The sequence below is a fragment of the Streptomyces sp. NPDC001980 genome, from assembly GCF_040296885.1.
Classification (GTDB): Bacteria; Actinomycetota; Actinomycetes; order Streptomycetales; family Streptomycetaceae; genus Streptomyces.
On record NZ_JBEOYD010000019.1, the window covers coordinates 72,710 to 96,163 of the forward strand.

The 23,454-nt window shown below is 71.4% G+C and carries 24 protein-coding genes; 15 read left to right on the forward strand and 9 right to left on the reverse strand.

From position 1 onward, the window contains the following. Positions 1 to 60 precede the first annotated feature (60 nt). The 6 genes from ABT137_RS27455 to ABT137_RS27480 all read left to right on the forward strand — a co-directional run bounded on the left by ABT137_RS27455 (position 61) and on the right by ABT137_RS27480 (position 6,467). Positions 61 to 1,230, forward strand: coding sequence for an acyltransferase family protein (locus tag ABT137_RS27455; RefSeq protein ID WP_351713421.1), 1,170 nt, complete (start codon positions 61 to 63; stop codon positions 1,228 to 1,230). Next, positions 1,223 to 2,626 carry a sensor histidine kinase gene (locus tag ABT137_RS27460; RefSeq protein ID WP_351713423.1) on the forward strand — a complete coding sequence of 468 codons (1,404 nt, stop codon included), beginning with the start codon at positions 1,223 to 1,225 and terminating at the stop codon, positions 2,624 to 2,626. Before ABT137_RS27455 ends, ABT137_RS27460 begins: the two co-directional genes overlap by 8 nt. Beyond that, entirely contained in the window at positions 2,623 to 3,309 is a 687-nt protein-coding gene (locus tag ABT137_RS27465) for a response regulator (RefSeq protein ID WP_351713425.1), read from the forward strand. The genes ABT137_RS27460 and ABT137_RS27465 overlap by 4 nt, the downstream gene beginning before the upstream one ends. A gap of 99 nt (positions 3,310 to 3,408) precedes the next feature. Beyond that, positions 3,409 to 4,779, forward strand: coding sequence for a sensor histidine kinase (locus ABT137_RS27470; RefSeq protein ID WP_502984584.1), 1,371 nt, complete (start codon positions 3,409 to 3,411; stop codon positions 4,777 to 4,779). After that, on the forward strand, positions 4,776 to 5,450 hold the full coding sequence (locus ABT137_RS27475; RefSeq protein ID WP_351713427.1) for a response regulator: 675 nt from the start codon (positions 4,776 to 4,778) through the stop codon (positions 5,448 to 5,450). Before ABT137_RS27470 ends, ABT137_RS27475 begins: the two co-directional genes overlap by 4 nt. Before the next feature lie 177 nt (positions 5,451 to 5,627). Beyond that, the gene (locus ABT137_RS27480) at positions 5,628 to 6,467 is read left to right on the forward strand and encodes an MHYT domain-containing protein (protein WP_351713429.1); all 840 of its coding nucleotides are present in this window, start codon (positions 5,628 to 5,630) and stop codon (positions 6,465 to 6,467) included. A gap of 250 nt (positions 6,468 to 6,717) precedes the next feature. On the opposite strand, the gene ABT137_RS27485 is transcribed toward ABT137_RS27480, so the two are convergent. Continuing rightward, positions 6,718 to 7,008, reverse strand: a complete 291-nt coding sequence (locus tag ABT137_RS27485; RefSeq protein ID WP_351713431.1) for a hypothetical protein — start codon at positions 7,006 to 7,008, stop codon at positions 6,718 to 6,720. A gap of 76 nt (positions 7,009 to 7,084) precedes the next feature. Next, entirely contained in the window at positions 7,085 to 7,501 is a 417-nt protein-coding gene (locus ABT137_RS27490) for an ATP-binding protein (RefSeq protein WP_351713433.1), read from the reverse strand. Positions 7,502 to 7,724: 223 nt separating this feature from the next. Between ABT137_RS27490 and ABT137_RS27495 the strand changes: the two genes are divergently transcribed. Together ABT137_RS27495 and ABT137_RS27500 are read left to right on the forward strand one after the other, a co-directional pair. Continuing rightward, complete coding sequence (locus ABT137_RS27495; RefSeq protein WP_351713435.1) at positions 7,725 to 8,579, forward strand: helix-turn-helix domain-containing protein; 855 nt, start codon at positions 7,725 to 7,727, stop codon at positions 8,577 to 8,579. Further along, positions 8,576 to 8,758, forward strand: coding sequence for a DUF397 domain-containing protein (locus ABT137_RS27500; RefSeq protein ID WP_351713437.1), 183 nt, complete (start codon positions 8,576 to 8,578; stop codon positions 8,756 to 8,758). Before ABT137_RS27495 ends, ABT137_RS27500 begins: the two co-directional genes overlap by 4 nt. Here the strand turns inward: ABT137_RS27500 and ABT137_RS27505 are convergent. Further along, complete coding sequence (locus ABT137_RS27505; protein WP_351713439.1) at positions 8,736 to 9,950, reverse strand: MFS transporter; 1,215 nt, start codon at positions 9,948 to 9,950, stop codon at positions 8,736 to 8,738. The genes ABT137_RS27500 and ABT137_RS27505 overlap by 23 nt on opposite strands. Continuing rightward, complete coding sequence (locus ABT137_RS27510) at positions 9,950 to 10,690, reverse strand: GntR family transcriptional regulator (protein ID WP_351713441.1); 741 nt, start codon at positions 10,688 to 10,690, stop codon at positions 9,950 to 9,952. Before ABT137_RS27510 ends, ABT137_RS27505 begins: the two co-directional genes overlap by 1 nt. Positions 10,691 to 10,884: 194 nt before the next feature. Here ABT137_RS27510 and ABT137_RS27515 point away from each other — a divergent pair, with 194 nt between their 5' ends. From ABT137_RS27515 to ABT137_RS27525, 3 genes are all read left to right on the forward strand, one after another. Continuing rightward, the gene (locus ABT137_RS27515; RefSeq protein WP_351713443.1) at positions 10,885 to 11,355 is read left to right on the forward strand and encodes an RICIN domain-containing protein; all 471 of its coding nucleotides are present in this window, start codon (positions 10,885 to 10,887) and stop codon (positions 11,353 to 11,355) included. 51 nt (positions 11,356 to 11,406) lie between these two features. After that, positions 11,407 to 12,612: a cytochrome P450 gene (locus ABT137_RS27520; RefSeq protein ID WP_351713445.1), complete on the forward strand. Its 1,206-nt coding sequence runs from the start codon at positions 11,407 to 11,409 to the stop codon at positions 12,610 to 12,612. A gap of 87 nt (positions 12,613 to 12,699) precedes the next feature. Next, complete coding sequence (locus ABT137_RS27525) at positions 12,700 to 13,293, forward strand: Uma2 family endonuclease (protein ID WP_351713623.1); 594 nt, start codon at positions 12,700 to 12,702, stop codon at positions 13,291 to 13,293. A 10-nt stretch (positions 13,294 to 13,303) separates the two neighbouring features. Here the strand turns inward: ABT137_RS27525 and ABT137_RS27530 are convergent, their stop codons facing one another. Both ABT137_RS27530 and ABT137_RS27535 read right to left on the reverse strand, forming a co-directional pair. Next, positions 13,304 to 14,872: an ABC transporter permease gene (locus ABT137_RS27530; RefSeq protein ID WP_351713447.1), complete on the reverse strand. Its 1,569-nt coding sequence runs from the start codon at positions 14,870 to 14,872 to the stop codon at positions 13,304 to 13,306. Next, positions 14,869 to 15,765, reverse strand: coding sequence for an ABC transporter ATP-binding protein (locus ABT137_RS27535; RefSeq protein WP_351713449.1), 897 nt, complete (start codon positions 15,763 to 15,765; stop codon positions 14,869 to 14,871). Before ABT137_RS27535 ends, ABT137_RS27530 begins: the two co-directional genes overlap by 4 nt. 74 nt (positions 15,766 to 15,839) lie before the next feature. Here ABT137_RS27535 and ABT137_RS27540 point away from each other — a divergent pair, with 74 nt between their 5' ends. After that, positions 15,840 to 16,334: a GbsR/MarR family transcriptional regulator gene (locus ABT137_RS27540; protein ID WP_351713451.1), complete on the forward strand. Its 495-nt coding sequence runs from the start codon at positions 15,840 to 15,842 to the stop codon at positions 16,332 to 16,334. A 32-nt stretch (positions 16,335 to 16,366) separates the two neighbouring features. Here the strand turns inward: ABT137_RS27540 and ABT137_RS27545 are convergent, their stop codons facing one another. Together ABT137_RS27545 and ABT137_RS27550 are read right to left on the reverse strand one after the other, a co-directional pair. Further along, entirely contained in the window at positions 16,367 to 17,938 is a 1,572-nt protein-coding gene (locus ABT137_RS27545) for an LAVTG motif-containing sortase-dependent surface protein (protein WP_351713453.1), read from the reverse strand. Between the two features lie 138 nt (positions 17,939 to 18,076). Next, positions 18,077 to 19,588, reverse strand: a complete 1,512-nt coding sequence (locus ABT137_RS27550; protein WP_351713455.1) for an APC family permease — start codon at positions 19,586 to 19,588, stop codon at positions 18,077 to 18,079. Positions 19,589 to 19,748: 160 nt separating this feature from the next. Here ABT137_RS27550 and ABT137_RS27555 point away from each other — a divergent pair, with 160 nt between their 5' ends. From ABT137_RS27555 to ABT137_RS27565, 3 genes are read left to right on the forward strand one after another with little or no spacing between them, the layout of a single operon-like run. Further along, the gene (locus ABT137_RS27555) at positions 19,749 to 21,131 is read left to right on the forward strand and encodes an ethanolamine ammonia-lyase subunit EutB (RefSeq protein ID WP_351713457.1); all 1,383 of its coding nucleotides are present in this window, start codon (positions 19,749 to 19,751) and stop codon (positions 21,129 to 21,131) included. Beyond that, positions 21,128 to 21,892 (forward strand): ethanolamine ammonia-lyase subunit EutC, encoded by a 765-nt coding sequence (eutC, locus tag ABT137_RS27560; protein WP_351713459.1) that lies wholly within the window; start codon positions 21,128 to 21,130, stop codon positions 21,890 to 21,892. Before ABT137_RS27555 ends, eutC begins: the two co-directional genes overlap by 4 nt. A gap of 35 nt (positions 21,893 to 21,927) precedes the next feature. Continuing rightward, complete coding sequence (locus ABT137_RS27565; protein WP_351713461.1) at positions 21,928 to 22,536, forward strand: Uma2 family endonuclease; 609 nt, start codon at positions 21,928 to 21,930, stop codon at positions 22,534 to 22,536. On the opposite strand, the gene ABT137_RS27570 is transcribed toward ABT137_RS27565, so the two are convergent. Beyond that, positions 22,514 to 23,359 carry a diacylglycerol kinase gene (locus tag ABT137_RS27570; protein WP_351713463.1) on the reverse strand — a complete coding sequence of 282 codons (846 nt, stop codon included), beginning with the start codon at positions 23,357 to 23,359 and terminating at the stop codon, positions 22,514 to 22,516. The genes ABT137_RS27565 and ABT137_RS27570 overlap by 23 nt on opposite strands. Positions 23,360 to 23,454 lie beyond the last annotated feature (95 nt).

Sequence of the window (23,454 nt, forward strand, 5' to 3'; positions counted from 1 at the left end):
ATACGACACCGCACACAAAACAGCACACAAGACAGCACACGAAACCGCATACGACACCGCGTGCGAGACCTCACCCACCGCGTCGACACGGCCACCCCGCCCGGCCGGGACCGCGCCGTGGACGCCCTGCGCGCGGTCGCGGTCCTCGGCGTGGTCCTGGGCCACTGGCTGGTCACGGCACTGGTGGCGGACGGCGGCGAACTGCACACCAGCAGCCCCCTCCAGCACCTGCCGTGGCTGGCCCCGATCTCCTGGCTCTTCCAGACCCTCGCCCTGTTCTTCCTGGTCGGCGGCCACGTCGCCACCCGCAGCTATGCCACCGCCCAGGCCGAGGGCACCCCCTACCACCGCTGGCTGACGGCCCGTCTGTCCCGCCTGTTCACGCCGGTCGCCGGGCTCCTCGCCCTCTGGACGATCGTGACCACCGCCCTCCTCCTGTCCGGCACCGACTTCACCACCGTCCACACCCTCGCCAAACTCGCCCTGTCCCCTCTCTGGTTCCTCGTGGTCTTCGCGGTGCTGACGGCGGCGACCCCGCTCGTCGCCCGGCTCAACCCGCTGTGGCCGCTGGCCGTCGTCCTTCATGTGGACCTCCTCCGTTTCGGCTTCGACGCCCCGTCCGGCGTCGGCTGGGTGAACCTGGCGGCCGGCTGGCTGGTGCCGTACTCCCTGGGCGCCGCCTGGACCCGCGGCGAACTGGACCGCCCGCGCGCCGGGTGGGTCCTGCTCATCGGCGGTACGGCGGCGACGGCCGGCCTCGTCGCGTGGGCGGGTTACCCGGCGTCGATGGTCGGCGTCCCCGGCGCGTCCGTCTCCAATCTCGACCCGCCCACCCTGGCCGTCGTCACCTTCGGCCTGGCCCAGTGCGGCCTGGCCCTGCTGCTGCGCGAGCGGCTGCGTCGTACGATGCGCCGCCCCCTGGCCTGGGCGGCGGTGGCCTTCGTGAACCTCTCCGCGATGACGATCTTCCTGTGGCACCAGACGGCCCTGATGGCGACCACGGCCACCGGCCTCCTGCTCGGCCGCCTCCCCGGCCTCCACACACCCCCGGACGACCTCGCCTGGGTCGCGGCCCGCCTGCTCTGGCTGCCGGTCTTCGCCCTGACGCTCACCGTCTGCTGGGCGGCATTCCACACCTACGAGCGCGGCCGCCCCCGGATCCGCTCGCGCGTGGTCCGAAGCCACCCCTCGTCCGATCGGGCGACACCGACGGGAGCCCGCCATGTCTAGGCTGATCGCTGTGACGGAGACGGGGACCCGGCGGCCGGAGTGGATCGGGATCGGCCGCGTGCTGCGCTGGCTGCGGATGCTCCGCGACGACCTGTGCACCGTCCGCGTCGACCCGCTGCCCCCCTCCGTATGGCTGCGCTGGCTGCCGCACGGCGTGCTGTGCCTGGCGGCGCTCGGCATCACGCTCGGCGGCGTCGCCCAGCTCCAGGACGACGGGCATCTCGGTGCCGGTCTCGCCTTTCCGCTCGGGCTCGCGCAGGGCGGCGCCGTGCTCCTCGCGATGTGGCGGCCCGTGCCGGCCTGGTGGACGTCGGTGGGGGCCATGCTGGTGGGCGCCGTCGCGCTGCACGGCGAGCTGGGCAGGACACCGGAGGTTCTTTTCAGCTGGCCCTGGCCCGTGGCCGGGATCATCGCGCAGCTGCTGGTCCTGCTGCTGCTCGCACTGCGGGTCCGGGCCCGGGTGGCCGTCGAGGCACTGGCCGTGACGGCACTGCTCACCTGGCTCCTCGACGGCGTCTGGGGTGCGCCGCCGCACGAGTCCACCTCGGTGGTCACCGTCGTCCTGGCCACGATCGTCGTGGCGCTCGGCACCGCGCTGCGCGGCCGCCGCGAGGCCCGCGCGGAACTCGCCCGCCAGGCCTCGCTCACCGGGGAGGAGCGGGCCCGGCGCACCCTGCTGGAGGAGCGCAGCCGGATCGCGCGCGAACTGCACGACGTGGTCGCCCACCACATGTCGGTGATCTCCATCCAGGCGCAGGTCGCCCCGCACCTGGTGGAGAACCCGCCGGACGAGCTGCGCGAGAACCTCGACGGCATCCGGCACAACGCGCTGGAGGCGCTGACCGAACTGCGCAGAGTGCTGGGCGTCCTGCGCTCCGAGAGCCCCGACGAGGACGCGTCCGACGCCCCCGGCACCGGCCCGCACAGTCCGCAGCCCACCCTGGACCGGCTGGAGACGCTGGTCGAGAACACCAGGGCGGCCGGTCTGACCGTCACCACCCGGATCAACGGCGCGCGGCGCCCGATGCAGTCGGGCGTGGAGCTGTCGGCGTACCGGATCGTGCAGGAGGCGCTGAGCAACGTCCTGCGGCACGCGCCGGGAGCGACCGCCCATGTCGAGATCGAGTACATCCCCTACGGACTCCTGCTGTCCGTCGCGAACTCCCGGCCGACCCGGCCCGCGCCGCCGTCGCCGGGCGCCGGGCACGGACTGCTCGGCATGCGGGAGCGGGCCGCGATGCTCGGCGGGTCGCTGACGGCGGGCCCCCGGGCGGACGGCGGCTACCGGATCTTCGCGGAACTCCCGGCCACCGCGCCCGGCCTGGTATCCGGCCGGACCGCGGATCCCACCACCGGCACCACCCGTGCCCTCGACCCTAAGGACGACCGCGCATGACGACCAGCACCGGCAGCCCCATCCGCGTGGTCATCGCCGACGACCAGCAGATGGTCCGGCAGGGCTTCACCGTGCTGCTGAACGCCCAGCCCGGCATCGAGGTGGTCGGCCAGGCGGTGGACGGCCTGGACGCGGTGGCCAAGGTCGCCGAACTCACCCCGGACGTCGTCCTGATGGACATCCGCATGCCCGAACTGGGCGGCATCGAGGCCACCCGCCGGATCGTCGGTGCACACCCGCACATCAAGGTGCTGGTGCTCACCACCTTCGACCTGGACGAGTACGTGTACGAGGCGTTGCGTTCCGGCGCGTCCGGGTTCCTGCTCAAGGACGCGTCCGCGGACAAACTGGCGGAGGCGGTGCGGGTGGTGGCCGCCGGCGACGCACTGCTCGCGCCCGGCATCACCCGGCGGCTGATCACCCAGTTCTCCCAGCTGGACGGGGGCGGGGTACGCGCCCCGCTGAAGGCGCGGGTCGGCGAGCTGACCGAGCGCGAGACGGAGGTCCTCGCACTGATCGCGCAGGGCCTGTCGAACGCGGAGATCGCCGAACGGCTGGTCGTCGCCGAGCAGACCGTGAAGACGCACGTGGGCCGCATCCTGGTGAAGCTCGGCCTCAGGGACCGCACCCAGGCCGCCGTGTTCGCGTACGAGTCCGGGCTGGTACGGCCCTCCGGCTACTGACCGGCCTCCCGCTCAGCCCCGTAGTACCTGAGAGGGATGCCCACGGACCCTTCTCACTGGTGACGACGGTGACCCCGTCCTGCGCCTACGGTCGTGTACGTGACCGAGACGCCCCACACGCAGCCGATGCCGCCGGAGTCGCCGGACGGCGCGTTCGAGCCGTACAAGCCGCGCAGTCCGGAGTTCCGGGCGGCGATGGACGCCCTGCGCGGACTGCGGCAGGACCTGTTCCACGATGCCTTCGCCTACCGGCCGCTGCCCCCGGCGAGCACCGACGGCCCCCTCGCCCGCCGTCTCCCCGGCCGGCTGCGGGAGTACGCGGCCTGGGCGCCGCGCGCCCTGATCGGCGCGGGCGGCCTGATCGCGATGCTCATCGCCTCCGACAGCGACGTCATCGGCGCGGCGAGCAACCTGGGTCTTGGACTGCTCGCCCTGGTCCCGGTCCTGCTGACCATGGTGCGGCCCGTCGGCGCGTTCTGGCTGTCGATGGCGGCGACCCCGGTCGCGGCCGTCCTGGGAAGCGACTGGGACAGCGAGTGGCCCTGGCTGCCCGGCAGTTTCGCCTGCCACCTGTTCGTGCTCACCATCGTGGCGATACGCACCAGGCCGCGCACGGCGGCCTGGATGTGGGTGCTGACGGCGGTGTACGCCGTCATGGCGGAGACGGGCTTCCGCAGCGGCCACTACTTCGGCTCCGACACCATGGAGCTGCTGTTCCTGTCCGCGCTGTCCCTGCTGGGCGTGACTGTCTGGCACATACGCCGCGCGGCCCGGCAGGAGGTGACCGCCCAGCAGACGGTGACCGCGCACGAGCGGTCCCGGCGCACCCTCCTGGAGGAGCGCACGACGATCGCCCGCGAACTGCACGACGTGGTGGCCCACCACATGTCCGTGGTCGCCATCCAGGCGGAGGCCGCCCCCTACCGTGTCGAGAACCCGCCGCCGGAGCTGGAGAAGGCGTTCGTCACGATCCGGGAGAACGCGGTGGCGGCGCTCACCGAACTGCGCCGCGTGCTGGGCGTGGTCCGCGCGGAGGACTACGAGGCGCCGGACGCCCCGCAGCCCACCCTCGCAGACCTGGACGCCCTGCTCGACAACGTGCGGGAGGCGGGCCTCGCCGTCGACAAGGTGGTGACCGGTGCGGTCCGTGAACTCCCGCAGGGCGTGGAGCTGTCGGCGTACCGGATCGTCCAGGAGGCGCTGAGCAACACCCTGCGCCATGCGCCGGGAGCGGACGCCCGCGTCGAGATCGGCTATGTCATCGGCGGCCTGGGCCTGCGCGTGGTCAACGGCCCGCCGCCGCGGCCCGCCCTCGTCAAACCGTCCCCCGGCGCCGGCCACGGCATCACGGGCATGCGGGAGCGGGTCTCCATGCTGAACGGAGAGATGACGGCGACCCCGACGCCCGAGGGGGGCTACGAGGTGACGGTCTTCCTCCCCGTCGCCACCACCCCCGAAGGTGACGCATGACCATCGACACCATCCGCGTACTGATCGCCGACGACCAGATGATGGTGCGCGAGGGCTTCTCGGTCCTGCTGAACGCGATGCCGGACATCGAGGTCGTAGGCGAGGCGGTCAACGGCCGTCAGGCGGTGGACCGGGTCCGGGAACTCGCCCCCGACGTGGTCCTGATGGACATCCGCATGCCCGAGCTGAACGGCATCGAGGCGACCCGGGAGATAGTCGCCGCCGACACCTCGTCCAAGGTCCTGGTCCTGACCACCTTCGACCTCGACGAGTACGTCTACCAGGCCCTGCGCGCCGGAGCCTCCGGCTTCCTCCTCAAGGACGCCTCGGCCCGCCAACTCGCCGACGGTGTCCGGGTGGTGGCCGCCGGCGAGGCCCTCCTGGCCCCCTCGGTCACCAGGCGCCTGATCACGGAGTTCTCCAGACTCTCCGACACCCCGCGCCTGATGCCCACGGCCCACGCGGCCTACGGCGGCCTCACCGACCGCGAGACCGAGGTCCTGGTCCTCATCGCCCAGGGCCTGTCCAACGCGGAGATGGCGGAGCGCCTGGTGGTGGCCGAGTCGACTGTGAAGACCCATGTCAGCCGGATCCTGGTGAAGCTGGGCCTGCGGGACCGTACCCAGGCGGCGGTGTTCGCGTACGAGGCGCGGCTGGTGACGCCGGGGTAGCACAGGAAGCGCACATGCCATGCGCACAGTCGTTGTTGCGATTCGATCGCGGGCGGTACAGGTGTGGATACGGAGTGCTCAAGTTGTGTTTGGATGGTGAAGAAATCGGGCCAGGTGGCTGGTTTCAGCCGTCCCCCACTCCCGCCGTCCCCGTTTCGCGCGAAGAAAGTTGCCGCGATGACTGCTGACGTGTCCGAATTCCACTACGGCCTGATCACCCCGATAGCCGCTTATCTGATGGCATGCCTGGGCGCCGTGCTGGCCCTGCGCTGCACGACCCGTTCGATCGGCCGCGGCCGTGGAGAGAAACGATTCGGCTGGCTCGTCCTGGGTGCGGTGTCCCTCGGTTGCGGCATCTGGACCATGCACTTCATCGCGATGATCGGCTTCAGCGTGGACGGTGCCCTGGTCAGCTACGACGCCGGCCGGACGGTGCTGAGCCTCGTCGTCTGCATCGCGGTGGTCGCCGGCGGTGTCTTCCTGGTCGGCTTCCGGGGTTCGGGCCCCGTCACACTCGGCACCGCGGGCGTCCTCACCGGTCTCGGCGTCGCCGCGATGCACTACCTCGGCATGACCGCGGTGAACACCGGCGGCACCGTGCACTACGACACCGCGGTCGTCGTCCTCTCCGTGGTGATCGCCGTGGTCGCCGCGACCGCCGCGCTCTGGGCGGCGGTGTCGATCAGCGCGGTCTGGGCGACCGTCGGCGCCAGCCTGGTGATGGGCGCGGCCGTCGCGACCATGCACTACACCGGCATGGCCGCGGTGAGCGTCCACGTCGCCCAGGCACAGACGGGCGGCCAGCCCTCGACAAGCCTGCTCGCCTTCCTCCTGGTCATGCTGGCCGGCCCGGTGGCGGCCCTGATCCTGGCGGCGGCGATCGTCATGTTCGACCCGGAGGTCGTGGGCGGCCAACGCGACCGGACCGCCCCGGAAACCCTCGCCCCCACCGGTCGGCCCTGGCCTCCCGCCGACCGCCCGCAGCAGTCCCTGGCTGACCGGCGGTTCATGTCCTGACACCGAGCAGCGCTCAGAGTCCGGCGTCACCACCGGCGAAGCGCACCGGTGACACGAGAGCGATACGGATCAGGCCGGGTTCGGGGGAGGAGCGTCGTAGACATACGTGACGGTGAGCGCGGGGCGGACGCCGGTGCCCTCCAGCCGCGTCGTGTAGATCTTCATGCCCCCGACGGCACTCTGTGCTCGGCGGCCGAGTTCCGGGTTCTTCTCGAGTTCGGCTCGCAGTGCCTCGACGGCCGGCCGTCGCTCACCGGCCGCTTTCCCGGGTCTTGCGGATTCCGGCGACGGCCGCGGCAATGGCTGTGTCGAAGTCGGGGTCCTGGCGTGCGACGACGCGGCCGCGGAACTCCTCCACGACGCGGACCACCCCGGAGAGATCCGCGGGGTCGGCATGGTTGATCTCGCGCGCCAGCTCGGCCTCGAAGTCGTCGGTGTCGCCGGGAAAGCCGTAGCCCATGGTGAGTGCGGCACGGAGTTCCCCGATGGTGCGCATGGGGGGGAGCTGGGGCTGACCGGGCGCTTCCGGTTGGCTGGTCATGGCGTCGGCTCCGTTTCGCGATGTGACCTTCACCGTACCCGGCCGATTCCGTGAGCGGCGGAAGTCGGCAGGCGTCTCACACCGCGACAAGGTCGCACCACACGTACTTGCCCCGGTTCCCGAACCGAGACAGCGGCTGCCACCCCCACAGGTCGGAGCAGGCGCGGACGAGAGTGAGCCCTCTGCCGCCGTCCTCTTCGTCACCCTCGGCGGGCACCTCCAACTCGCCGGGAAAGACGGGAGGCTCGGGATCCGCGTCCCACGCGCCGACCCGCAGTACCCCGCCCGACCAGCGCACCCGCAGCGCCACCGGGCCCTTCGTGTGCCGTACAGCGTTGGTGAGCAGCTCGGTCGCGAGCAGTTCCGCCGTGTCGGCCAGCCTGATCAGGCCGTGCATGGTGAGGATCAGCCGCAGGGTACGGCGGCAGACCGGGACGGCTCGGGGGTCGTTGGGGACGTAGAGGGAGTACTCCCAGGAGTCGCTTTCGGGCATGCGTGAACTCCGTTCGAGGGGTGGGGGTGTGAGCACCGGCCGGTGGCATTGCCGCAGCCGCCGCGGCAGGGCGGAGCGGTGCGCTTCCGGGGGTCCGGGGTTCCGCAGCGTGTGCGTCGCGTCACCGACGGTATTTCCTAGTCTTAGGAAAGTGTAACCCGCTGCCGTATTCTGACCCTCGAACGAGGTGCGTCCACGGGGGAGTTGGAGTGAGGAGGCCCGGTTGCCGCCGAAGAGGCATCTCACGGCCCGACGGGTGAGGCTGGGCGCTGAACTGCGCAAACTGCGCGAGGCGACGGGTATGACGGCCAAGGAGGCGGCCGGGTTGCTGGAGTCCGACGCCGTCCAGATGAGCCAGATCGAGTCCGGCACCGTCGGCGTGAGCGCCAAGCGCGTGCGCCGCCTCGCAGCCAACTACGCCTGCACTGACGAGCCCTTGATCGAGGCGCTGGTTGCGATGGCGACCGATCGCACACGCGGCTGGTGGGAGGAGTACCGGGACGTCCTTCCCCAGGCGTTTCTGGACGGCGCCGAGGTCGAGCACCATGCGGCGTACCTGCGCGAGGTCGTGATCCATTACGTCCCGGGGCTGCTGCAGACCGCCGACTACGCCCGTGCGGTGTTCGGCTACACGAATCCGGGGCTGTCCGAGGAAGAGGTGGCGCTCCGGGCGGAGCTCCGAATGCAGCGCCGTGCTGTCATCGAACGCGATGACCCGACCCCGTACGAGACGATCGTCCACGAGTTCGGCCTGCGGGTGCACGTGTCCGACCGGCAGGCGTCGCTGACTCAACTCCGCTTCATCCTGGACAAGATCGAGGCGGGGCAGGCGACCGTGCGTGTCATTCCCGTCGAGCGCGAACACTTCGCGGGTGCCGGGGCCTCGATGCTGTATCTGGGCGGTCCGGTGCATCAGTTGGACACGGCACTCAGGGATGCCCCCACAGGCGTGCGGTACATCGACGAGCAGCCGCGACTGGAGCAGCTTCGTACGCTCTTCCGTAGGGTGCAGTCCGCGTCGCTGGATCCCACCGCGTCGCGCGACTTCATCCACCGACTGGTCAAGGAACTGCGATGAACTGGCGGAAGTCCACGTACTCCGGCGGAGGCGACGGCGACGCCTGTGTCCAGATCGCCACCTCCCCCACCCGCATAGCCATCCGCGACTCCAAAGCCCCCACCCGAGCCACCCTCACCTTCCCCGCCCCCGCCTTCGCCGCCCTCGTCGGGCATCTCAAGGCCGCCTCGGGCGGGTGAGCAGGTTCGGCAGGGCGCTCAGGGTCATGCCGGTCGCGCCGATCCACAGCGTGGCTGTCGCTCCGAAAAGCGTGCCCGAGGTGCCGCCGAGGAGGCCGCCCAGGGGGATGCCGCCCCAGGAGACGAAGCGGGCGGTCGCGCTCATCCGGCCCAGGAGCCGGTCCGGCGTCAGCGTCTGCTGCACGCTCGACTGGGCCACCACGCGGACGACCCCGCCCAGGGAGAGCGCCGCCAGTCCGGCCGCGGCCACGGTCACGCTCCAGCCGGGCCGGGCCAGCGGCATCAGCGCGGTCGGCGGGCACGTGGCCAGCGGGGCGAGCCAGATGACCGGTCCGGGGCCGAGCCGCCGCGCGGCCCCGGTCGCCAGCAGTGCGCCCAGCAGGGCACCGCACCCCATCCCCGACAGGACCAGGCCGATGCCGAAGGGCGATAGCCCGATCACCCGCTCCAGGTAGACCAGCAGCATGGCCTGGTACAGGACCAGGAAGAGGTTGAACATCGCGTCCCCGAGGACGATGGCACGCAGGGCGGCATGCCCGAGAACGAACCGCAGGCCCTCCTTGATGTCCCGCCCCAGCCGGGGGTGTTCGCCCGCCGCGGGCCGCTCTTCCGGCCTGCGGATGCCGGTCGCGAGCAGACCCGACAGGGCCATCCCCAGCGAACTCGCCAGCAGCGTCGCGGGGGCGCCGGCCAGCCCGATCAGCGGCCCCGCCACCGCCGGCCCGCCGATGCTGGTCACCGAGCGGACCGCCGAGAGCCGCGCGTTGCCCTCGACGAGACGGGCGCGGCCCACCAGGTGGGGCAGGTAACTGACGTGGGCGACGTCGAAGAAGACGGTCAGCACGCCGTGGACCAGGGCGACGGCACAGAGCCACCAGAAGGCGAGGCGGCCCGCCCACCAGGCCACCGGCACCGTCAGCAGGACCAGCGCCCGGGCGAGGTCGGCGGCGATCAGCACCGGCCGTTTCCGCATCCGGTCCACCCAGGCGCCCGCCGGCAGCCCGACCAGGAGCGAGCCGGCCGTGGTCGCCGCGGTCAGCAGCCCGACCCGGAACGCGGAGGCGTCCAGGGCCGTGATCGCGACCAGCGGAAACGCCAGGAAGAGGACGCGGTCGCCGAATTGACCGAGGGCGGTGGCGGTGAGGAGGCGGCGGAAGTCCGGGTCGTGCAGCAGCCCGGGCCGGGCGGACACTAGCGGTCCACTTCGAACTCGTAGACGACCTCTCGGCGGGTGTCCGGGATGACCATGTCCGCGGTCTCCACCGGACGGCCGTCGGTGTCGTAGATGGTCCGCTCGATCCGGAGGACGAGGTCGCCGGCGCCGATGCCGAGCAGGTTCGCCTGCGCCCGGGTGGCGCGGGCCGGGCGGGGCAGCTCGACCACCGTCGCGACCTCCACGCCGATGGACCGCATCCGCGCGACGACCCCCTGGCCGGCCAGCGGTCCCCGCTCGGGCAGTACGACCGGGGTGCCGCCCGTGAGGGCCAACGGCTCCCAGGACTCGGAGAGCTGGACGGGCCGGCCGTCGGCGAGGAACTCGTAGTGCGTGCGGACACAGGGGGCCCCGGGGGTGACGGCCAGCCGTTCGGCGATGTGCCGGGGGGCCGGGACCCGTACCTCGCTGTGTGCGTCCCAGGCGCCCGCCCGGCCCCGCTCCGTGCGGGCGGCGAGCGAGCGTTCGCGGCGCCGGGAGCGGACCATCCGCAGCCGCTCGCGCGGTGGGCGGACGTAGGTGCCCGAGCCCGCCCGGCCTTCCAGGAACCCCTCGGCGATCAGCAGGTCCACCGCCCGCTGCACGACGTTGCGCCCGACGCCGTACTCCTCGGCGAGCCGCGCCCGGGACGGCAGCCGCTCGCCGAGCCGCCACTCACCCGCGGCGAGCCGCGCGCGCAGCGCCTCGGCCGTGGCCAGATACGGCGCTTCCCGGGGCATAGGCGGCCTCCGCTCTGTGGTCCCGGACAGGTTCCGGGTTCGGAGTCGGCAAGCTACTGCCCCCGCCGAAAGCTGCTGGAGCAGAAACACGCTCCGTCGATCATCCCGGGCCCGGTGAAACCGCTCCGCCGATCGGGTGAAGGGCCTGCTCGCAGCCTGTTGCCGGGCCGGGCGCCCCCGCTACACCAAAGATCATGATCAAGCACCTGGAGCGCGGCCTCGCCGTGCTCGCGCTGACCGCTGTCCCCCTCCTCGTCACCGCCCTGCCCGTCCAGGCGACCGCGGTGCCGCAGTACTTCCAGATCACCACGCACCTCAACGGCAAGTGCCTCGCCTCCAACGGCGACAACGTCGAGGTGCAGACCTGCAACGCCGGTACCGGCAACCAACTCTGGTACTGGTCGGGCAAGAAGCTCGTCAACGGCGCCGAGCAGCACTGTCTCGACGTGAAGAACGGCGAGGTCAACGCCGCCGCCCAGGTGGTCGGCGACTGCCACGGGCTGGCCAACCAGCGCTGGTACAAGGACGGCGACCGGCTGCGCACCGAGGTCAACAACCAGTGCCTGAGCATCCAGAACAGCGGTGACCCGAGCGAGCACGCGGGTATCAACCTCCGCAACTGCGGCCCGTACGCCTGGCAGTACTGGACCCTGCCCAGCGCCTGAGCGCTGAGACACCCCTGGTCAGGAGAGGGACCGGCGGTCTAACGTCCGTCCATGGCAGCCTTCGACCCCTGGGACCCGGACTTCCTGGCCGACCCGTACCCCGCGTATGCCGAGCTCCGCGCCCGGGGCCGGGTGCGGTACTTCGAGCCCACGAACCAGTGGCTGGTTCCGCACCACGCCGACGTCTCGGCGCTGCTGCGGGACCGGCGGCTGGGGCGGACGTACCAGCACCGGTTCACGCACGAGGACTTCGGGCGGACCGAGCCCGCGCCGGAGCACGAGCCGTTCCACACGCTCAACGACCACGGCATGCTGGACCTCGAACCGCCGGACCACACCCGCATCCGCCGCCTGGTGTCGAAGGCGTTCACCCCGCGCACGGTCGAGCGGCTCAAGCCGTACGTGGCCCGGCTCGCCGGAGAACTCGTCGACGGGCTGGTGCGCAGCGGCGGCGGCGACCTGCTCGCCGACGTCGCCGAGCCCCTTCCCGTCGCCGTCATCGCCGAGATGCTGGGCATCCCGGAGGCGGACCGCGCGCCACTGCGCCCCTGGTCGGCGGACATCTGCGGAATGTACGAGCTGAACCCGTCCGAGGACACGGCCGCGAAGGCGGTCCGGGCCTCCGTGGAGTTCTCCGACTACCTGCGGGAGCTGATCGCCGAGCGGCGCAAGGAACCCGGCGACGACCTGATCTCCGGGCTCATCGAGGCGCACGACGAGGGCGACCGGCTCACCGAGCAGGAGATGATCTCCACCGCCGTGCTGCTCCTCAACGCCGGTCACGAGGCGACCGTCAACGCCACGGTCAACGGCTGGTACGCCCTCTTCCGCAACCCCGCCCAGCTCGCCGCCCTGCGCGCCGACCACTCCCTGGTCCCCACCGCGATCGAGGAGCTGATGCGCTACGACACCCCGCTCCAGCTCTTCGAACGCTGGGTGCTGGACGAGATCGAGATCGACGGCACGACCATCCCCCGGGGCGCGGAGATCGCCATGCTCTTCGGCTCCGCCAACCATGACCCCGACGTGTTCGACAGCCCTGAGCGACTCGACCTGACCCGCCGCGACAACCCGCACATCTCCTTCAGCGCCGGCATCCACTACTGCATCGGCGCCCCGCTGGCCCGCATCGAACTGGCGGCTTCCATGACGGCACTGCTGGAACGGGCGCCGACCCTGACCCTGGCGGCGGAACCGGGGCGGAAGCCGAACTTTGTGATCCGGGGGCTGGAGGGGTTGAGTGTCGGTGTGGAGTGATCACCCGTTCGGCTGATCACTGACCGATTCCCGTGGTCGGTCGTGAGTGACGAGTCAAGCTGGTGCCTGCCTGCGAAGGGAGGCACCATCACGGTTATGGCAGAGCGCACCTCGTCTCAGATGTCGGTAGACGTGTTCGATCGAATCGCGGAATTCGCCGAGCGTGTGGACGACACCGTCAGGCTCGAATTCATCGACGGACGGATCGGGGTCAAGAAGGCGACGAACGGCGACCACGGCTCGATCATCATGTGGTTGATCCGCCAGTGCATGCAGGCTCGGCCGGAGCTTGACCTCAACCCGACGCAGGGTCTGAAAGTGGAGGCGTACCGTCGGGGCCGGGCCCGCCCCGATGGTGCCCTCGCACCCGTGGGCCACTTCGCAGGGCAGGATGACTGGGCCGAAACCCGTGGGGTGTTGATGGTCGTCGAGGTGACGTCGTACGACTCGGACACCCACAACCGGGACCGGGTCGAGAAACCCCGCGCCTACGCCGAGGCAGGTATCCCGGTCTACTTGCTCATCGACCGCGACAACCTCACGGTCCTCGTGCACAGCAACCCCGACCTTGAGGACGGATACCGGGACATCCACGTGGTGAAGCTCGGCGGCAAGGTCACCCTCCCCGATCCCGTCGGCATCGAACTCGACACCGAGGAGCTCAAGCAGTACGTCGGCTGAGAGGCCGCCGTCAGCCGGTGAGATCCCGTCTCCGCAGCCCCACCAGCCCCACCCCCGCCAGCACCACCGCCAGCCCGGTCAGTGTCACCACCGGCCCCCATTCCATCCCCCCGCCCGGCAGCTTCGGCAGGTGGCCGAAGGGGGAGAGGTCCAGGACGAGCTGGGGGGCGTTCAGGGCCGGGCCCACCCAGCCGATCAGGAGGACCGCCACGGCCACGCCCCAGGCGGCCGGGGCCAGGCGGGGTGTGACGCCGTACAGGAGCAGCGTCAGGCCGCCGATCACCCACACCGCCGGGAGCTGCACCAGGCACGCGCCCAGGATCGGGCCCACCTGCCTGCCGTAGCCGACGGCGAAGCCCGCCCCGGCGAGGAGCATGATCAGGGCGGCGCCGGCGAAGGCGATCGTCAGGTGGCCGGCCGCCCAGCGCAGGCGGCTCACCGGGCCGGCGAGGAGGGGTTCGGCGCGGCCCGAGGTCTCCTCGCCGTTGAGGCGGAGGACCGACGCGACGACGTACAGCGCGGCGACCAGCCCCAGCATCCCGACCATCGAGGCGAGGAACGCGTCCGTCAGCCCGCTCTGGCCGCCCATCCGCTCGAAGATCTCACGGGCGTTGGCGTTGTCGCCGACCAGGTCGGCCGCGCCCTCCGTCAGGCCGCCGTAGACCACGCCGGCCAGGAAGAAGCCGAGCGACCAGCCGAGCACACCGCCCCGCTGGAGCCGCCAGGCGAGCGCGGCGGCGGAGCCGAGGCGGCCGGCGGCCGGGCCGGGGCGGGCCGGGAAGAAGCTCATGCCGAGGTCCCGGCGCCCGGCCAGGGCATAGGCCGCTGCGGCCTGCACCAGCACCGCCGCCGCGAAGAGCAGGAGCACCCACCAGCGTTCGGCGGCGAACGGGCGCAGGTTCTCCAGCCAGCCGAGCGGGGAGAGCCACGTCCACGGGGAGGAGCCTTCGCTCGTCGCCGAGTCGCCCGCGGCGCGGAGCACGAAGGCCGCGCCCAGGACCGCCGACGTCAGGCCCCTCGCCAGGCGGGCGCTCTCCGTGAGCTGGGCGACGATCGCCGCCGTCGTGGCGAAGACCATGCCGGTCGCGCCCAGGCCGAGGCCGAAGGAGAGCGCACCCGCCGTGCCCTGACCCGCCAGGCCCGCGGTGATGAGCAGGGCGAGTACGGCGTTCGCGACCGCCGCCGCCAGCAGGGCCGCGGTCAGGGACGCCCGGCGGCCCACCGCGCCCGACGCCACGAGTTCCGCGCGGCCGGCCTCCTCCTCGTCACGGGTGTGGCGTACGACGACGAGCAGGCTGGTCACGGCCGCGAGGAGCCCGGCGTACACGCCCACCCGCCACGCCGTCAGGCCGCCGAGCGAGGTGTCGTGGAGCGGGCCGATCAGGGCGCGGTAGGAGGCGTTGGTCTGCAACTGGCGTACCAGGTCGGTGCGTTCGGCGGCCGTGCCGTACAGGCTCTTCAGGGTGTTCGGCATGGAGAGGACCATCAGCGCGTTCACCGCGATCCACACCGGGGTGGTCACGCGGTCGCGGCGGAGCGCGAAGCGCAGCAGGGTGCCGGTGCCGGCGAGGGTGCTCATCGGGTGGCCGCCTCGTCCTGGTAGTGGCGCAGGAAGAGTTCCTCCAGGGTCGGGGGCGTGGAGGTGAGGGAGCGGACACCGGTCTCGGCGAGCGAGCGGAGTACGGCGGTGAGCTGGTCGGTGTCCACCTGGAGGCGGATCCGCCGGCCCTGGACGTCGAGGCCGTGGACGCCGGGCAGGTGCGCCAACCCGTTGGGCGGACCGGCGAGTTCGGCGGTCACGCTGGTCCGGGTGAGGTGGCGCAGGTCGGCGAGGGAGCCGGACTCGACGGTCCGGCCGGCCCGGATGATGCTGACGCGGTCGCAGAGTTCCTCGACCTCGCTGAGGATGTGCGAGGAGAGCAGGACCGTACGGCCCCGGTCCCGCTCCTCCTCCACGCAGCGCTGGAAGACCTCCTCCATCAGGGGGTCGAGGCCGGAGGTCGGCTCGTCGAGGATCAGCAGGTCGACGTCGGAGGCGAAGGCGGCCACCAGGGCGACCTTCTGCCGGTTGCCCTTGCTGTACGTGCGGCCCTTTTTCGTCGGGTCGAGTTCGAAGCGGTCGAGCAGGTCGGCGCGGCGGGTCCTGTCCAGGCCTCCGCGCAGGCGGCCGTAGAGGTCGATGACCTCGCCGCCGGAGAGGTTGCGCCAGAGGGTCACGTCGCCGGGGACGTAGGCGATCCGGCGGTGCACCTCCACGGCGTCCTTCCAGGGGTCGTGGCCGAGGATCTGGGCGGCGCCCGAGTCGGCGCGCAGCAGGCCGAGCAGGACCCGGATCGTGGTCGACTTCCCGGCGCCGTTGGGGCCGAGGAAGCCGTGCACCTCACCGGCCTCGACGGCCAGGTCGAGGCCGTCCAGGGCGTGGGTGCGGCCGAAGGACTTGTGGAGCCCGGCGACCGTGATTGCCTTCGTCATGGTTCAGAACGTACGCTGTCTTCAGAAAATTGTGAAGTTAAGGAAGTGTAGAAACTCCCGCTAGGCTGGTGAACATGACTACGGATGCGATGGGGCGCGATCAGGAGGCCGTCTCGAAGTTCGTCGAGAGCTTCGCGGCGCAGCTCGTCGAGGCCGGGATGCAGCGCATGCCGGCCCGGATCTTCGCGGCCCTGTTGTCGTCCGACTCGGGTGCCCTGACCTCGGCGGAACTGGGGGAGCAGTTGCAGGTCAGCCCGGCGGCGGTGTCCGGCGGGGTGCGCTATCTGGCCCAGCAGCACATGGTCGCGCGCGAGCGGGAGCCGGGCTCCCGGCGGGAGCGGTACCGGGTGCACAGCAACCAGTGGTACGAGGCCCTCACCAGCCGGGAGGCCGTGATCAAGCGGTGGGAGGGGGCGTTGCGGGAGGGCGTGAGCAGCCTCGGCCCCGACACCCCGGCGGGGCGGCGGATGGCGGAGACCCTGGCGTTCTTCGAGTTCGTCGACGACGAGATCGGGAAGATGATGGAGCGCTGGCGGATCCATCGCGATCAGCTCTTCGGCGAGGCGTGACGCCTCGCCGAAGACCGCTGAACCTGCCTACATCACGCCCGGTTCCGGCGCCTGACCAGGAGGACCAGCCCGCCGCCGAGCAGCAGCGCTGCCGCGCCGGCGGCAACGGCCACGGGTACGGTGCCGCTGCTGCCGGTGGAGGCGAGGGAACCGGAGCCGCCGGCCGCGGAGACCGTCTGTGTCCGGGGGGTGTTGCCGTCGGTGCCGGCGGCGGCCGTCGCCGACGGCGACGCGGAGGCGCTCGGCGTCGGAGTGGTCCCGCCCTCGACCTCGACCGTGACGGCCGCGGTGTCGTTGCCGTGCGTGTGGTCGAACGTCATGGTGTTGCCGTAGGCCGTGGTCGCGCGGGCCTCACCGGTGGTGGTCGCGGCGTTCGCGCGGATCCGCAGACCGAACTCGAAGGAGCGGGTGTCCCCGACGGTGAACTCGTTCGGGCTCGACTGGCAGATGTACTGCGCCGCGCCCGGCGTCTGCTCGCCGGTACCGGACTTCGCCTCGTCGTTCCACACGCTGCAGTGGGCGGGGATCTCCTCCGCCTTGGTGCCGGTGGGGACGGTCACCAAGAGCGCCGGCTGGTCGTCGCTGGCGTTGTAGCCGACCCAGCCCGGCCCCTCGTTGCTCAGGGAGACGGTCACGTGCACCAGGTCGCCCGGTGCGCCCTTCGCGGTGGCGCCGCCCGCGACCATGTCGGCGGTGTTGTCGGCGTCGATGTTCTGCCGGTCGATCGCCGTGCCGCCGGTCGCGGCGTCCCCGGCGGCGACGAGGGAGAGCACGGGACCGTCCCCCGGCTTCGGTGCGCTACCGGACAGGGGCAGGGCCTCGTGGCTGAAGTACTCGAACAGGGCCTGATCCGTCACGTCCAGCCCGACCGGCTGGTCCACCCGGTAGCTCTTGCCGGGCTCGACGACCGTGTCGAACGTGCACAGCGCCTGCTCCGTCAGGAAGTAGTCGTCCGCGCTGTCCTTGGAGTACACGCAGTTGGAGTAGTGCTTCGCGTACGAGAGCCCGATGGTGGTGCGCATCCGCAGCTGGACCCCGTCGGCGGCCAGGGTGCCGACGTTGCTGATCGTGACCGGGGTGTCGATCGTGGACCCTGGCTTGTCGCCCTTGCGGGCCGCCAGTTTGTTGACCTTCAGGTCGGTGGTGCCCACGGTCACCTTCGCCGTGGTGGAGACCACGGTGCCGTTGGCGGACGTGCCGCTGAGGGTCACCGTGCCGGTGGTGCCGAGCGGGGTGCCGGGCTTGGCGCTCAGGCCGATGAGCGAGCCGGCCGCCGCGCCCTCGGGGACGTCACGGGTGGGCCAGGTGTAGATGTGGTCGGCGGGCACGGGCGAGTCCGTGGTGACCCAGCCGATGACATTGCTCAGGTCCGCGCTGATGGTGACGTCCTTGGCGGTGCCGGGGCCGTCGTTGTGCAGGCCCCAGTTCACCATCGTCGGGTCGCCCGTCGTCGGCGGCAGGGGCAGTCCCAGGGTGTCGTCCTGGAGCTGGATGTGCACCACCGGGCCGTCGGCGGCCTGGGCGGACGTGACGGGCAGCCATGCGGCGACCGCGGCCGCGAAGACTGTCAGCGCGACCCCGATTCGGTCCCGGCGGTTGGTCATGGTGGTCCCCTCCCGGCGGGGCGGACCTCGCCCCTGCCACACCACTGAGACACCTGATGAATGCCAATGGTTGTCCGGGAGTTCACCATGCGGTCGGTTCGAGCCGGTCGGTTCGAACCGGTCGGCGGCCTCCCGCGCCTACCGCTCCCGCGTCTCCTCCAGCACCGTCCGCCCCAGCAGCGCATACCGCTCCGGTGCCCGGTGCTTGAGGTACTGCGCGTAGCCGATGCCCGTCGCCGCCACCAGTGCCACCAGCCACGGCGTCGCCTTCAGCAGCAGTGAGCCGGACTCGGTGCCGGCCGCGACGCCCATGTTGGACACCAACAGGACGACCACGGCGAGCATCGCGACGCCACCGATGAGCGGGGCGGCGAAGGTCTTGAACCAGTGCCGGCTCTCGGGGTGGTTCTTGCGGAAGTAGACCAGCACCGCGAACGAGCAGACCGCCTGCACGACCAGGATCGCCATCGTGCCGAGGATGGCGAGGAGGACGTAGAGGGCGTTGTACGGGTCCTTGCCCGCGATCCAGAACGCGGCGATCAGGACGGCGGAGATCACCGTCTGGACCAGGCCCGCGACGTGCGGGGAGCCGTGCCTGTGGTGGGTGCGGCCGATGGTGTTCTGCAGCTTCGGCAGGACGCCCTCGCGGCCCAGCGCGTACATGTAGCGGGCGGCGCAGTTGTGGAAGGCCATGCCGCAGGCCAGCGAGCCGGTGATCATCAGCCACTGCATGAGGACGACCGCCCAGTGGCCGACGTAGTGCTCGGTCGGGTTGAAGAAGAGCGCGAGGGGGTTCGCGGAGGAGGCTGCCTTCACGGCTTCCGTCTCGCCGTTGCCGGTGATGGCCATCCAGGAGACGAAGACGTAGAAGACACCGACGCCGAGGACCGAGATCATCGTCGCCTTGGGGATGATCTTCTTCGGGTCGCGGGACTCCTCGCCGTACATCGCCGTCGACTCGAAGCCGACCCAGGACCAGAAGGCGAAGAACAGGCCGAGACCGGCCGAGGTGCCCTTGAAGGCGTTGACCGGGTTGACCGGGCCGAAGGTGAAGCCGTGCGGGCCGCCGCCGTGCAGGGCGACCGAGATCGCCATCGCCGCGAGGACGGTCACCTCGGTGCCGAGGAGGACGACGAGCAGCTTCTCGGCGACGCTGACGCCGAACCAGGTGCCGGTCGCGTTGATCGCGAGCATCAGGATCGCGAACGCCCACCACGGGACGTCCAGGCCGGTCTGGTCCTTGAGCGTCGTGTTGGCGAAGACCGAGAAGATGCCGATCAGCGCCGGTTCGAAGACGGCGTACGCGAAGGTGGCGAGCAGCCCCGAGGCCAGGCCCGCGGTGCGGCCGAGACCGTAGGAGATGAAGCCGTAGAAGGCGCCCGTCGAGGTGATGTGCTTCGCCATCGACGTGAAGCCGACGGAAAAGATTGCCAGGACGACCATTGCGACGAGATAGCTCGCCGGGGCGCCGATGCCGTTGCCCGACGACACCATGAAGGGCACGTTGCCGGTCATCGCGGTGATCGGCGCGGCGGTCGCGACGGCCATGAAGACCACCCCGAGCAGGCCGATCGCGTTCGGCTTGAGCCGGTGGACCGCGCCCTCGCCGCCTGATTCCGTCGCCGGGGCGACTCCCTCGTCCACTGCCATCGGGGTGGCCCCTCTCCTGCTGTTCGCTGGCTGTACCGGACCGGAACTCTGTAGGCCGAATGAGTCCGTTGAGGGTCTCGGTGCGTTAAATGTTTGTCAACCAGACCTTTAGAAATCTGACGCAATCTGTCGGCAACACCCGGCTCGTACGGTCGCCGCCATGAGCACGTACACGGCCACCCTCGGTGGCGAACGCCACCGCTTCGGCTCCCTGGCCCGCCTGCTGGCCGCCGCGAGCCCCGAACGCTCCGGCGACCGGCTGGCCGGCCTCGCCGCCGCGAGCGCGCGGGAACGGGTCGCGGCCCGCTGGGCGCTGGCGGAAGTGCCGCTCGCCACCTTCCTGACCGAGCCGGTGATCCCGTACGAGGACGACGACGTGACCCGGCTGATCCTGGACACGCACGACACGGCCGCCTTCGCGCCCGTCGCCGGGTTGACGGTCGGTGAGTTCCGCGAGTGGCTGCTGGCCGCGGACACCGGGGCGCTGGCCGCGGTGGCGCCGGGGATCACACCGGAGATGGCCGCCGCCGTGTCCAAGCTGATGGGGAACGCGGACCTGGTCGCCGTCGCCCGCAAGGTCCGGGTGGTCACCGCGTTCCGCTCGACGATCGGCCTGCCGGGGCGGCTCGCGACGCGGTTGCAGCCCAACCACCCCACCGACGACCCGGCCGGCGTGGCGGCCGCCCTCCTCGACGGCCTCCTCCTCGGCTCCGGCGACGCGGTCATCGGCATCAACCCGGCGACCGACAGCCCGAAGGCGGTCCGCGACCTGCTGGACCTCCTGGACGGCGTGCTCACCCGCTACGCCATCCCCACCCAGTCCTGCGTGCTCTGCCACGTCACGACCAGCGTGGACCTCATGGAGCGCGGCGCCCCGGTCGACCTGGTCTTCCAGTCCATCGCCGGCACCCAGGCCGCGAACGCCTCCTTCGGCGTGACCCTCGGCCTGCTCGACGAGGCCTACGAGGCGGCGCTCGCGCTCGGCCGCGGAACCGTCGGCGACAACGTCATGTACTTCGAGACCGGGCAGGGCAGCGCCCTGTCGGCGGACGCGCACCACGGGGTGGACCAGCAGACGGTGGAGGCGAGGGCGTACGCCGTGGCCCGCCGCTACCGGCCCCTCCTGGTGAACACCGTCGTCGGCTTCATCGGCCCCGAGTACCTCTACGACGGCCGGCAGATCCTCCGGGCCGCCCTGGAGGACCACTTCTGCGGCAAGCTCCTCGGCCTGCCCATGGGCCTGGACATCTGCTACACGAACCACGCCGACGCCGATGACGACGACATCGCCACCATGCTGACCATGCTCGCCGTCGCGGGCGCGTCCTTCGTGATCTGCACGCCGGGCGGCGACGACATCATGCTCAACTACCAGTCGGCCTCCTACCACGACGCGTTGTACCTGCGCGAGGTGCTGGGCCTGCGCCCGGCACCGGAGTTCGAGGCGTGGCTGGAGTCGATCGGCCTGCTGGCCGAGGACGGCGGCGTACGCGAGGTCGGCGGCCACCCGTTGGCGGCGATCGGAAGGGAACTGGCCGCATGACCGAGGTGACGACGCCCACCGGACTCGACGAACTCTGGCCGCTGCTGCGCCGCCACACCCAGGCCCGGATCGGCCTCGGCCGCTCCGGCTCCGCCCTGCCCACCCGGCACCGCCTGGGCCTCCAGTCCGCGCACGCGGCGGCCCGGGACGCGGTGCACTCGCCGTTCGAGCCGGACACCGTGACGGCCGGGCTGCCGGGGATGCCGACGGTACGGGTGCGCAGCGCGGCCGGTGACCGGCTGACGTATCTCCAGCGGCCCGACCTGGGGCGCCGCCTCGACCCCGTGGACCGCGCCCACCTCCCGACCGGCGACTGGGACGTCGTCTTCGTCGTCGCCGACGGGCTGTCCAGCCGGGCCGTGCACGAGCACGCGGCGGCGGTGGTCCGGGCGACGGCGGCGCGGCTCACGGGGTGGAGCGTCGCGCCCGTGGTGCTGGCGGAGCAGGCCCGGGTGGCCCTCGGCGACGACATCGCGTCGGCGATGGGCACACCGATGACGGTCGTCCTCATCGGCGAACGCCCCGGCATGTCGGCAGCGGACTCTCTGGGCGCGTACCTGACGTACCGCCCGGTCCCGGGCGTGACGACGGACGCGGACCGGAACTGTTTGAGCAACATCCGCCCGCCGCGAGGCCTCGCGTATGAGGCGGCGGCGGGGAAGCTGGCGGGGCTGATGGGGAGGGGGCGGGAGCTGGGGCGGACGGGGGTGGAGCTGAAGGACGAAAGCGATCACGGAGAGGTGACGGGTCGGATACTCTGAGTGGTGTCTGGTCTGCATCACGGGGAGGGCGCATCATGACGTTGATGACTGTGCGACCGACGATAAGCGGCACTGAGCCCGACAGCTTCGAGGATCGGCTGGACATCCTCGACGAGTTGGATGTGCCCGGCTACAGGGCTGAGATCGTCAGGGGGAGCATCGTCTCGTCGCCGTGGTCGAAGTCCTATTACGAGGACGTCATGGAGCTGGTCTGTGATCAGCTGCGGTCGCATCTCCCCGACGGACAGCGCATCAGCATCGGCCCGTTTCTCTACGTCTTCCCAGCAGAGGAACGCGCATACGGACCGGATATCCACGTAGCGCCCCGACGAATCTCCCAGACGACCAGTAACCGCCGGGACGGCGAGGCCCTGCTCCTGGCGTGTGAGCTGACATCCACGTCCACCCGAGACGACGATCTGACGGACAAGGTCATCGTCTATGGGAGGGCCGGGGTTCCTGTCTACCTGGTTCTCGACATGCAGGAGGAGCAGGCCACAGTCTTCTCGACCCCCTCCGCCAAGGGATACGAGTCGCACTGCACGGTGCCGTTCGGCGGGAAGCTGCCCATCCCCTCCCCCTTCGACTGCACCCTCGACACCACAGGCTTCCACGCCCCCACTAAGACGCCCCCGGCACCGTAAGCCCCCATCCCCCCTCCACCACCCGCCAGGTCCGCCGCCGTACCGGCCCCGCCAGGCCGCCGTCGGCCCGGTAGCGGAAGTCCGCCCCCGCCACCGTCACCGTCCGGCCCAGGGCCCGTACCGGGGTGGCCTCCGCGCCCACCGACAGCGGCCGTACCTCCACCTCGGCCAGTCCGTCGGGCCCGCCCGGGGCCACCGAGACGCCCTCCACCGGCTGGTCCAGGTCCACCACGGTCTCCCCGTCGACCTCCACCCGCAGCCGTGCGGGCGGACCGGGCACCGCCGGGACCGGGGCCGGGCGCGCGGACAGGGAGCGTACGAGGTGCTGGTACGGCCGCAGCCACCCCCGGGCCGGCACCGGTTCCGGGGCCTTGGCCGCCGCAATCGCCAGCGGCGGGATCCGCAGCGCGCCCAGCACCACCCCGTCGCTGTCGTCGACGAGGAGGTCCATCCGGCGCTCCACCCCGTCCAGGACCGCCCGGGCCGCCGCCACCGCACCGGCGGGCACCCCCAGCGCGTGCGTGACGCCCAGCGCGCCCCCGACCGGGACCATGGACAGCACGCAGTCGGCCAGCTCCCGCCTGCGGTGCAGGAGGGTCACCGCACGGATCAGGGCGCCGTCGTCGCCCACGACCACCGGCCGCCGCGAGCCCCTGCGGGACAGCACGCGGGCGAATTCCTCGGGCCCGTCAGGCATGCACACCTTCGCGGCCGCACCCGCGCTGAGCACGTCTTTCGCGATCCGGACGGATTCGCCGTCCGTTTCCCACGCCGCCGGATCGATGATCACCAGCAGCTGATCGGACCTCGCGAATGTCGCCACCTCGGTCGTGCCTCGCTTCCTCGGGTAGCATCACTGTGCAAGAGCCCCTTGCGCTATTGCGCCAGGGGCTTCGTCTATTCCGGGGCATCCGGTCC

Coding starts and splice junctions, on each gene's coding strand:
- ABT137_RS27490 (WP_351713433.1), bottom strand. CDS start 7,501: ATGCCCGAAAGCGACTCCTGGGAGTACTCCCTCTACGTCCCCAACGAC.
- eutC (WP_351713459.1), top strand. CDS start 21,128: ATGACCGAGGTGACGACGCCCACCGGACTCGACGAACTCTGGCCGCTG.
- ABT137_RS27460 (WP_351713423.1), top strand. CDS start 1,223: ATGTCTAGGCTGATCGCTGTGACGGAGACGGGGACCCGGCGGCCGGAG.
- ABT137_RS27555 (WP_351713457.1), top strand. CDS start 19,749: ATGAGCACGTACACGGCCACCCTCGGTGGCGAACGCCACCGCTTCGGC.
- ABT137_RS27480 (WP_351713429.1), top strand. CDS start 5,628: ATGACTGCTGACGTGTCCGAATTCCACTACGGCCTGATCACCCCGATA.
- ABT137_RS27510 (WP_351713441.1), bottom strand. CDS start 10,690: ATGCCCCGGGAAGCGCCGTATCTGGCCACGGCCGAGGCGCTGCGCGCG.
- ABT137_RS27565 (WP_351713461.1), top strand. CDS start 21,928: ATGACGTTGATGACTGTGCGACCGACGATAAGCGGCACTGAGCCCGAC.
- ABT137_RS27530 (WP_351713447.1), bottom strand. CDS start 14,872: ATGAGCACCCTCGCCGGCACCGGCACCCTGCTGCGCTTCGCGCTCCGC.
- ABT137_RS27520 (WP_351713445.1), top strand. CDS start 11,407: ATGGCAGCCTTCGACCCCTGGGACCCGGACTTCCTGGCCGACCCGTAC.
- ABT137_RS27515 (WP_351713443.1), top strand. CDS start 10,885: ATGATCAAGCACCTGGAGCGCGGCCTCGCCGTGCTCGCGCTGACCGCT.
- ABT137_RS27465 (WP_351713425.1), top strand. CDS start 2,623: ATGACGACCAGCACCGGCAGCCCCATCCGCGTGGTCATCGCCGACGAC.
- ABT137_RS27475 (WP_351713427.1), top strand. CDS start 4,776: ATGACCATCGACACCATCCGCGTACTGATCGCCGACGACCAGATGATG.
- ABT137_RS27485 (WP_351713431.1), bottom strand. CDS start 7,008: ATGACCAGCCAACCGGAAGCGCCCGGTCAGCCCCAGCTCCCCCCCATG.
- ABT137_RS27545 (WP_351713453.1), bottom strand. CDS start 17,938: ATGACCAACCGCCGGGACCGAATCGGGGTCGCGCTGACAGTCTTCGCG.
- ABT137_RS27535 (WP_351713449.1), bottom strand. CDS start 15,765: ATGACGAAGGCAATCACGGTCGCCGGGCTCCACAAGTCCTTCGGCCGC.
- ABT137_RS27500 (WP_351713437.1), top strand. CDS start 8,576: ATGAACTGGCGGAAGTCCACGTACTCCGGCGGAGGCGACGGCGACGCC.
- ABT137_RS27550 (WP_351713455.1), bottom strand. CDS start 19,588: ATGGCAGTGGACGAGGGAGTCGCCCCGGCGACGGAATCAGGCGGCGAG.
- ABT137_RS27540 (WP_351713451.1), top strand. CDS start 15,840: ATGACTACGGATGCGATGGGGCGCGATCAGGAGGCCGTCTCGAAGTTC.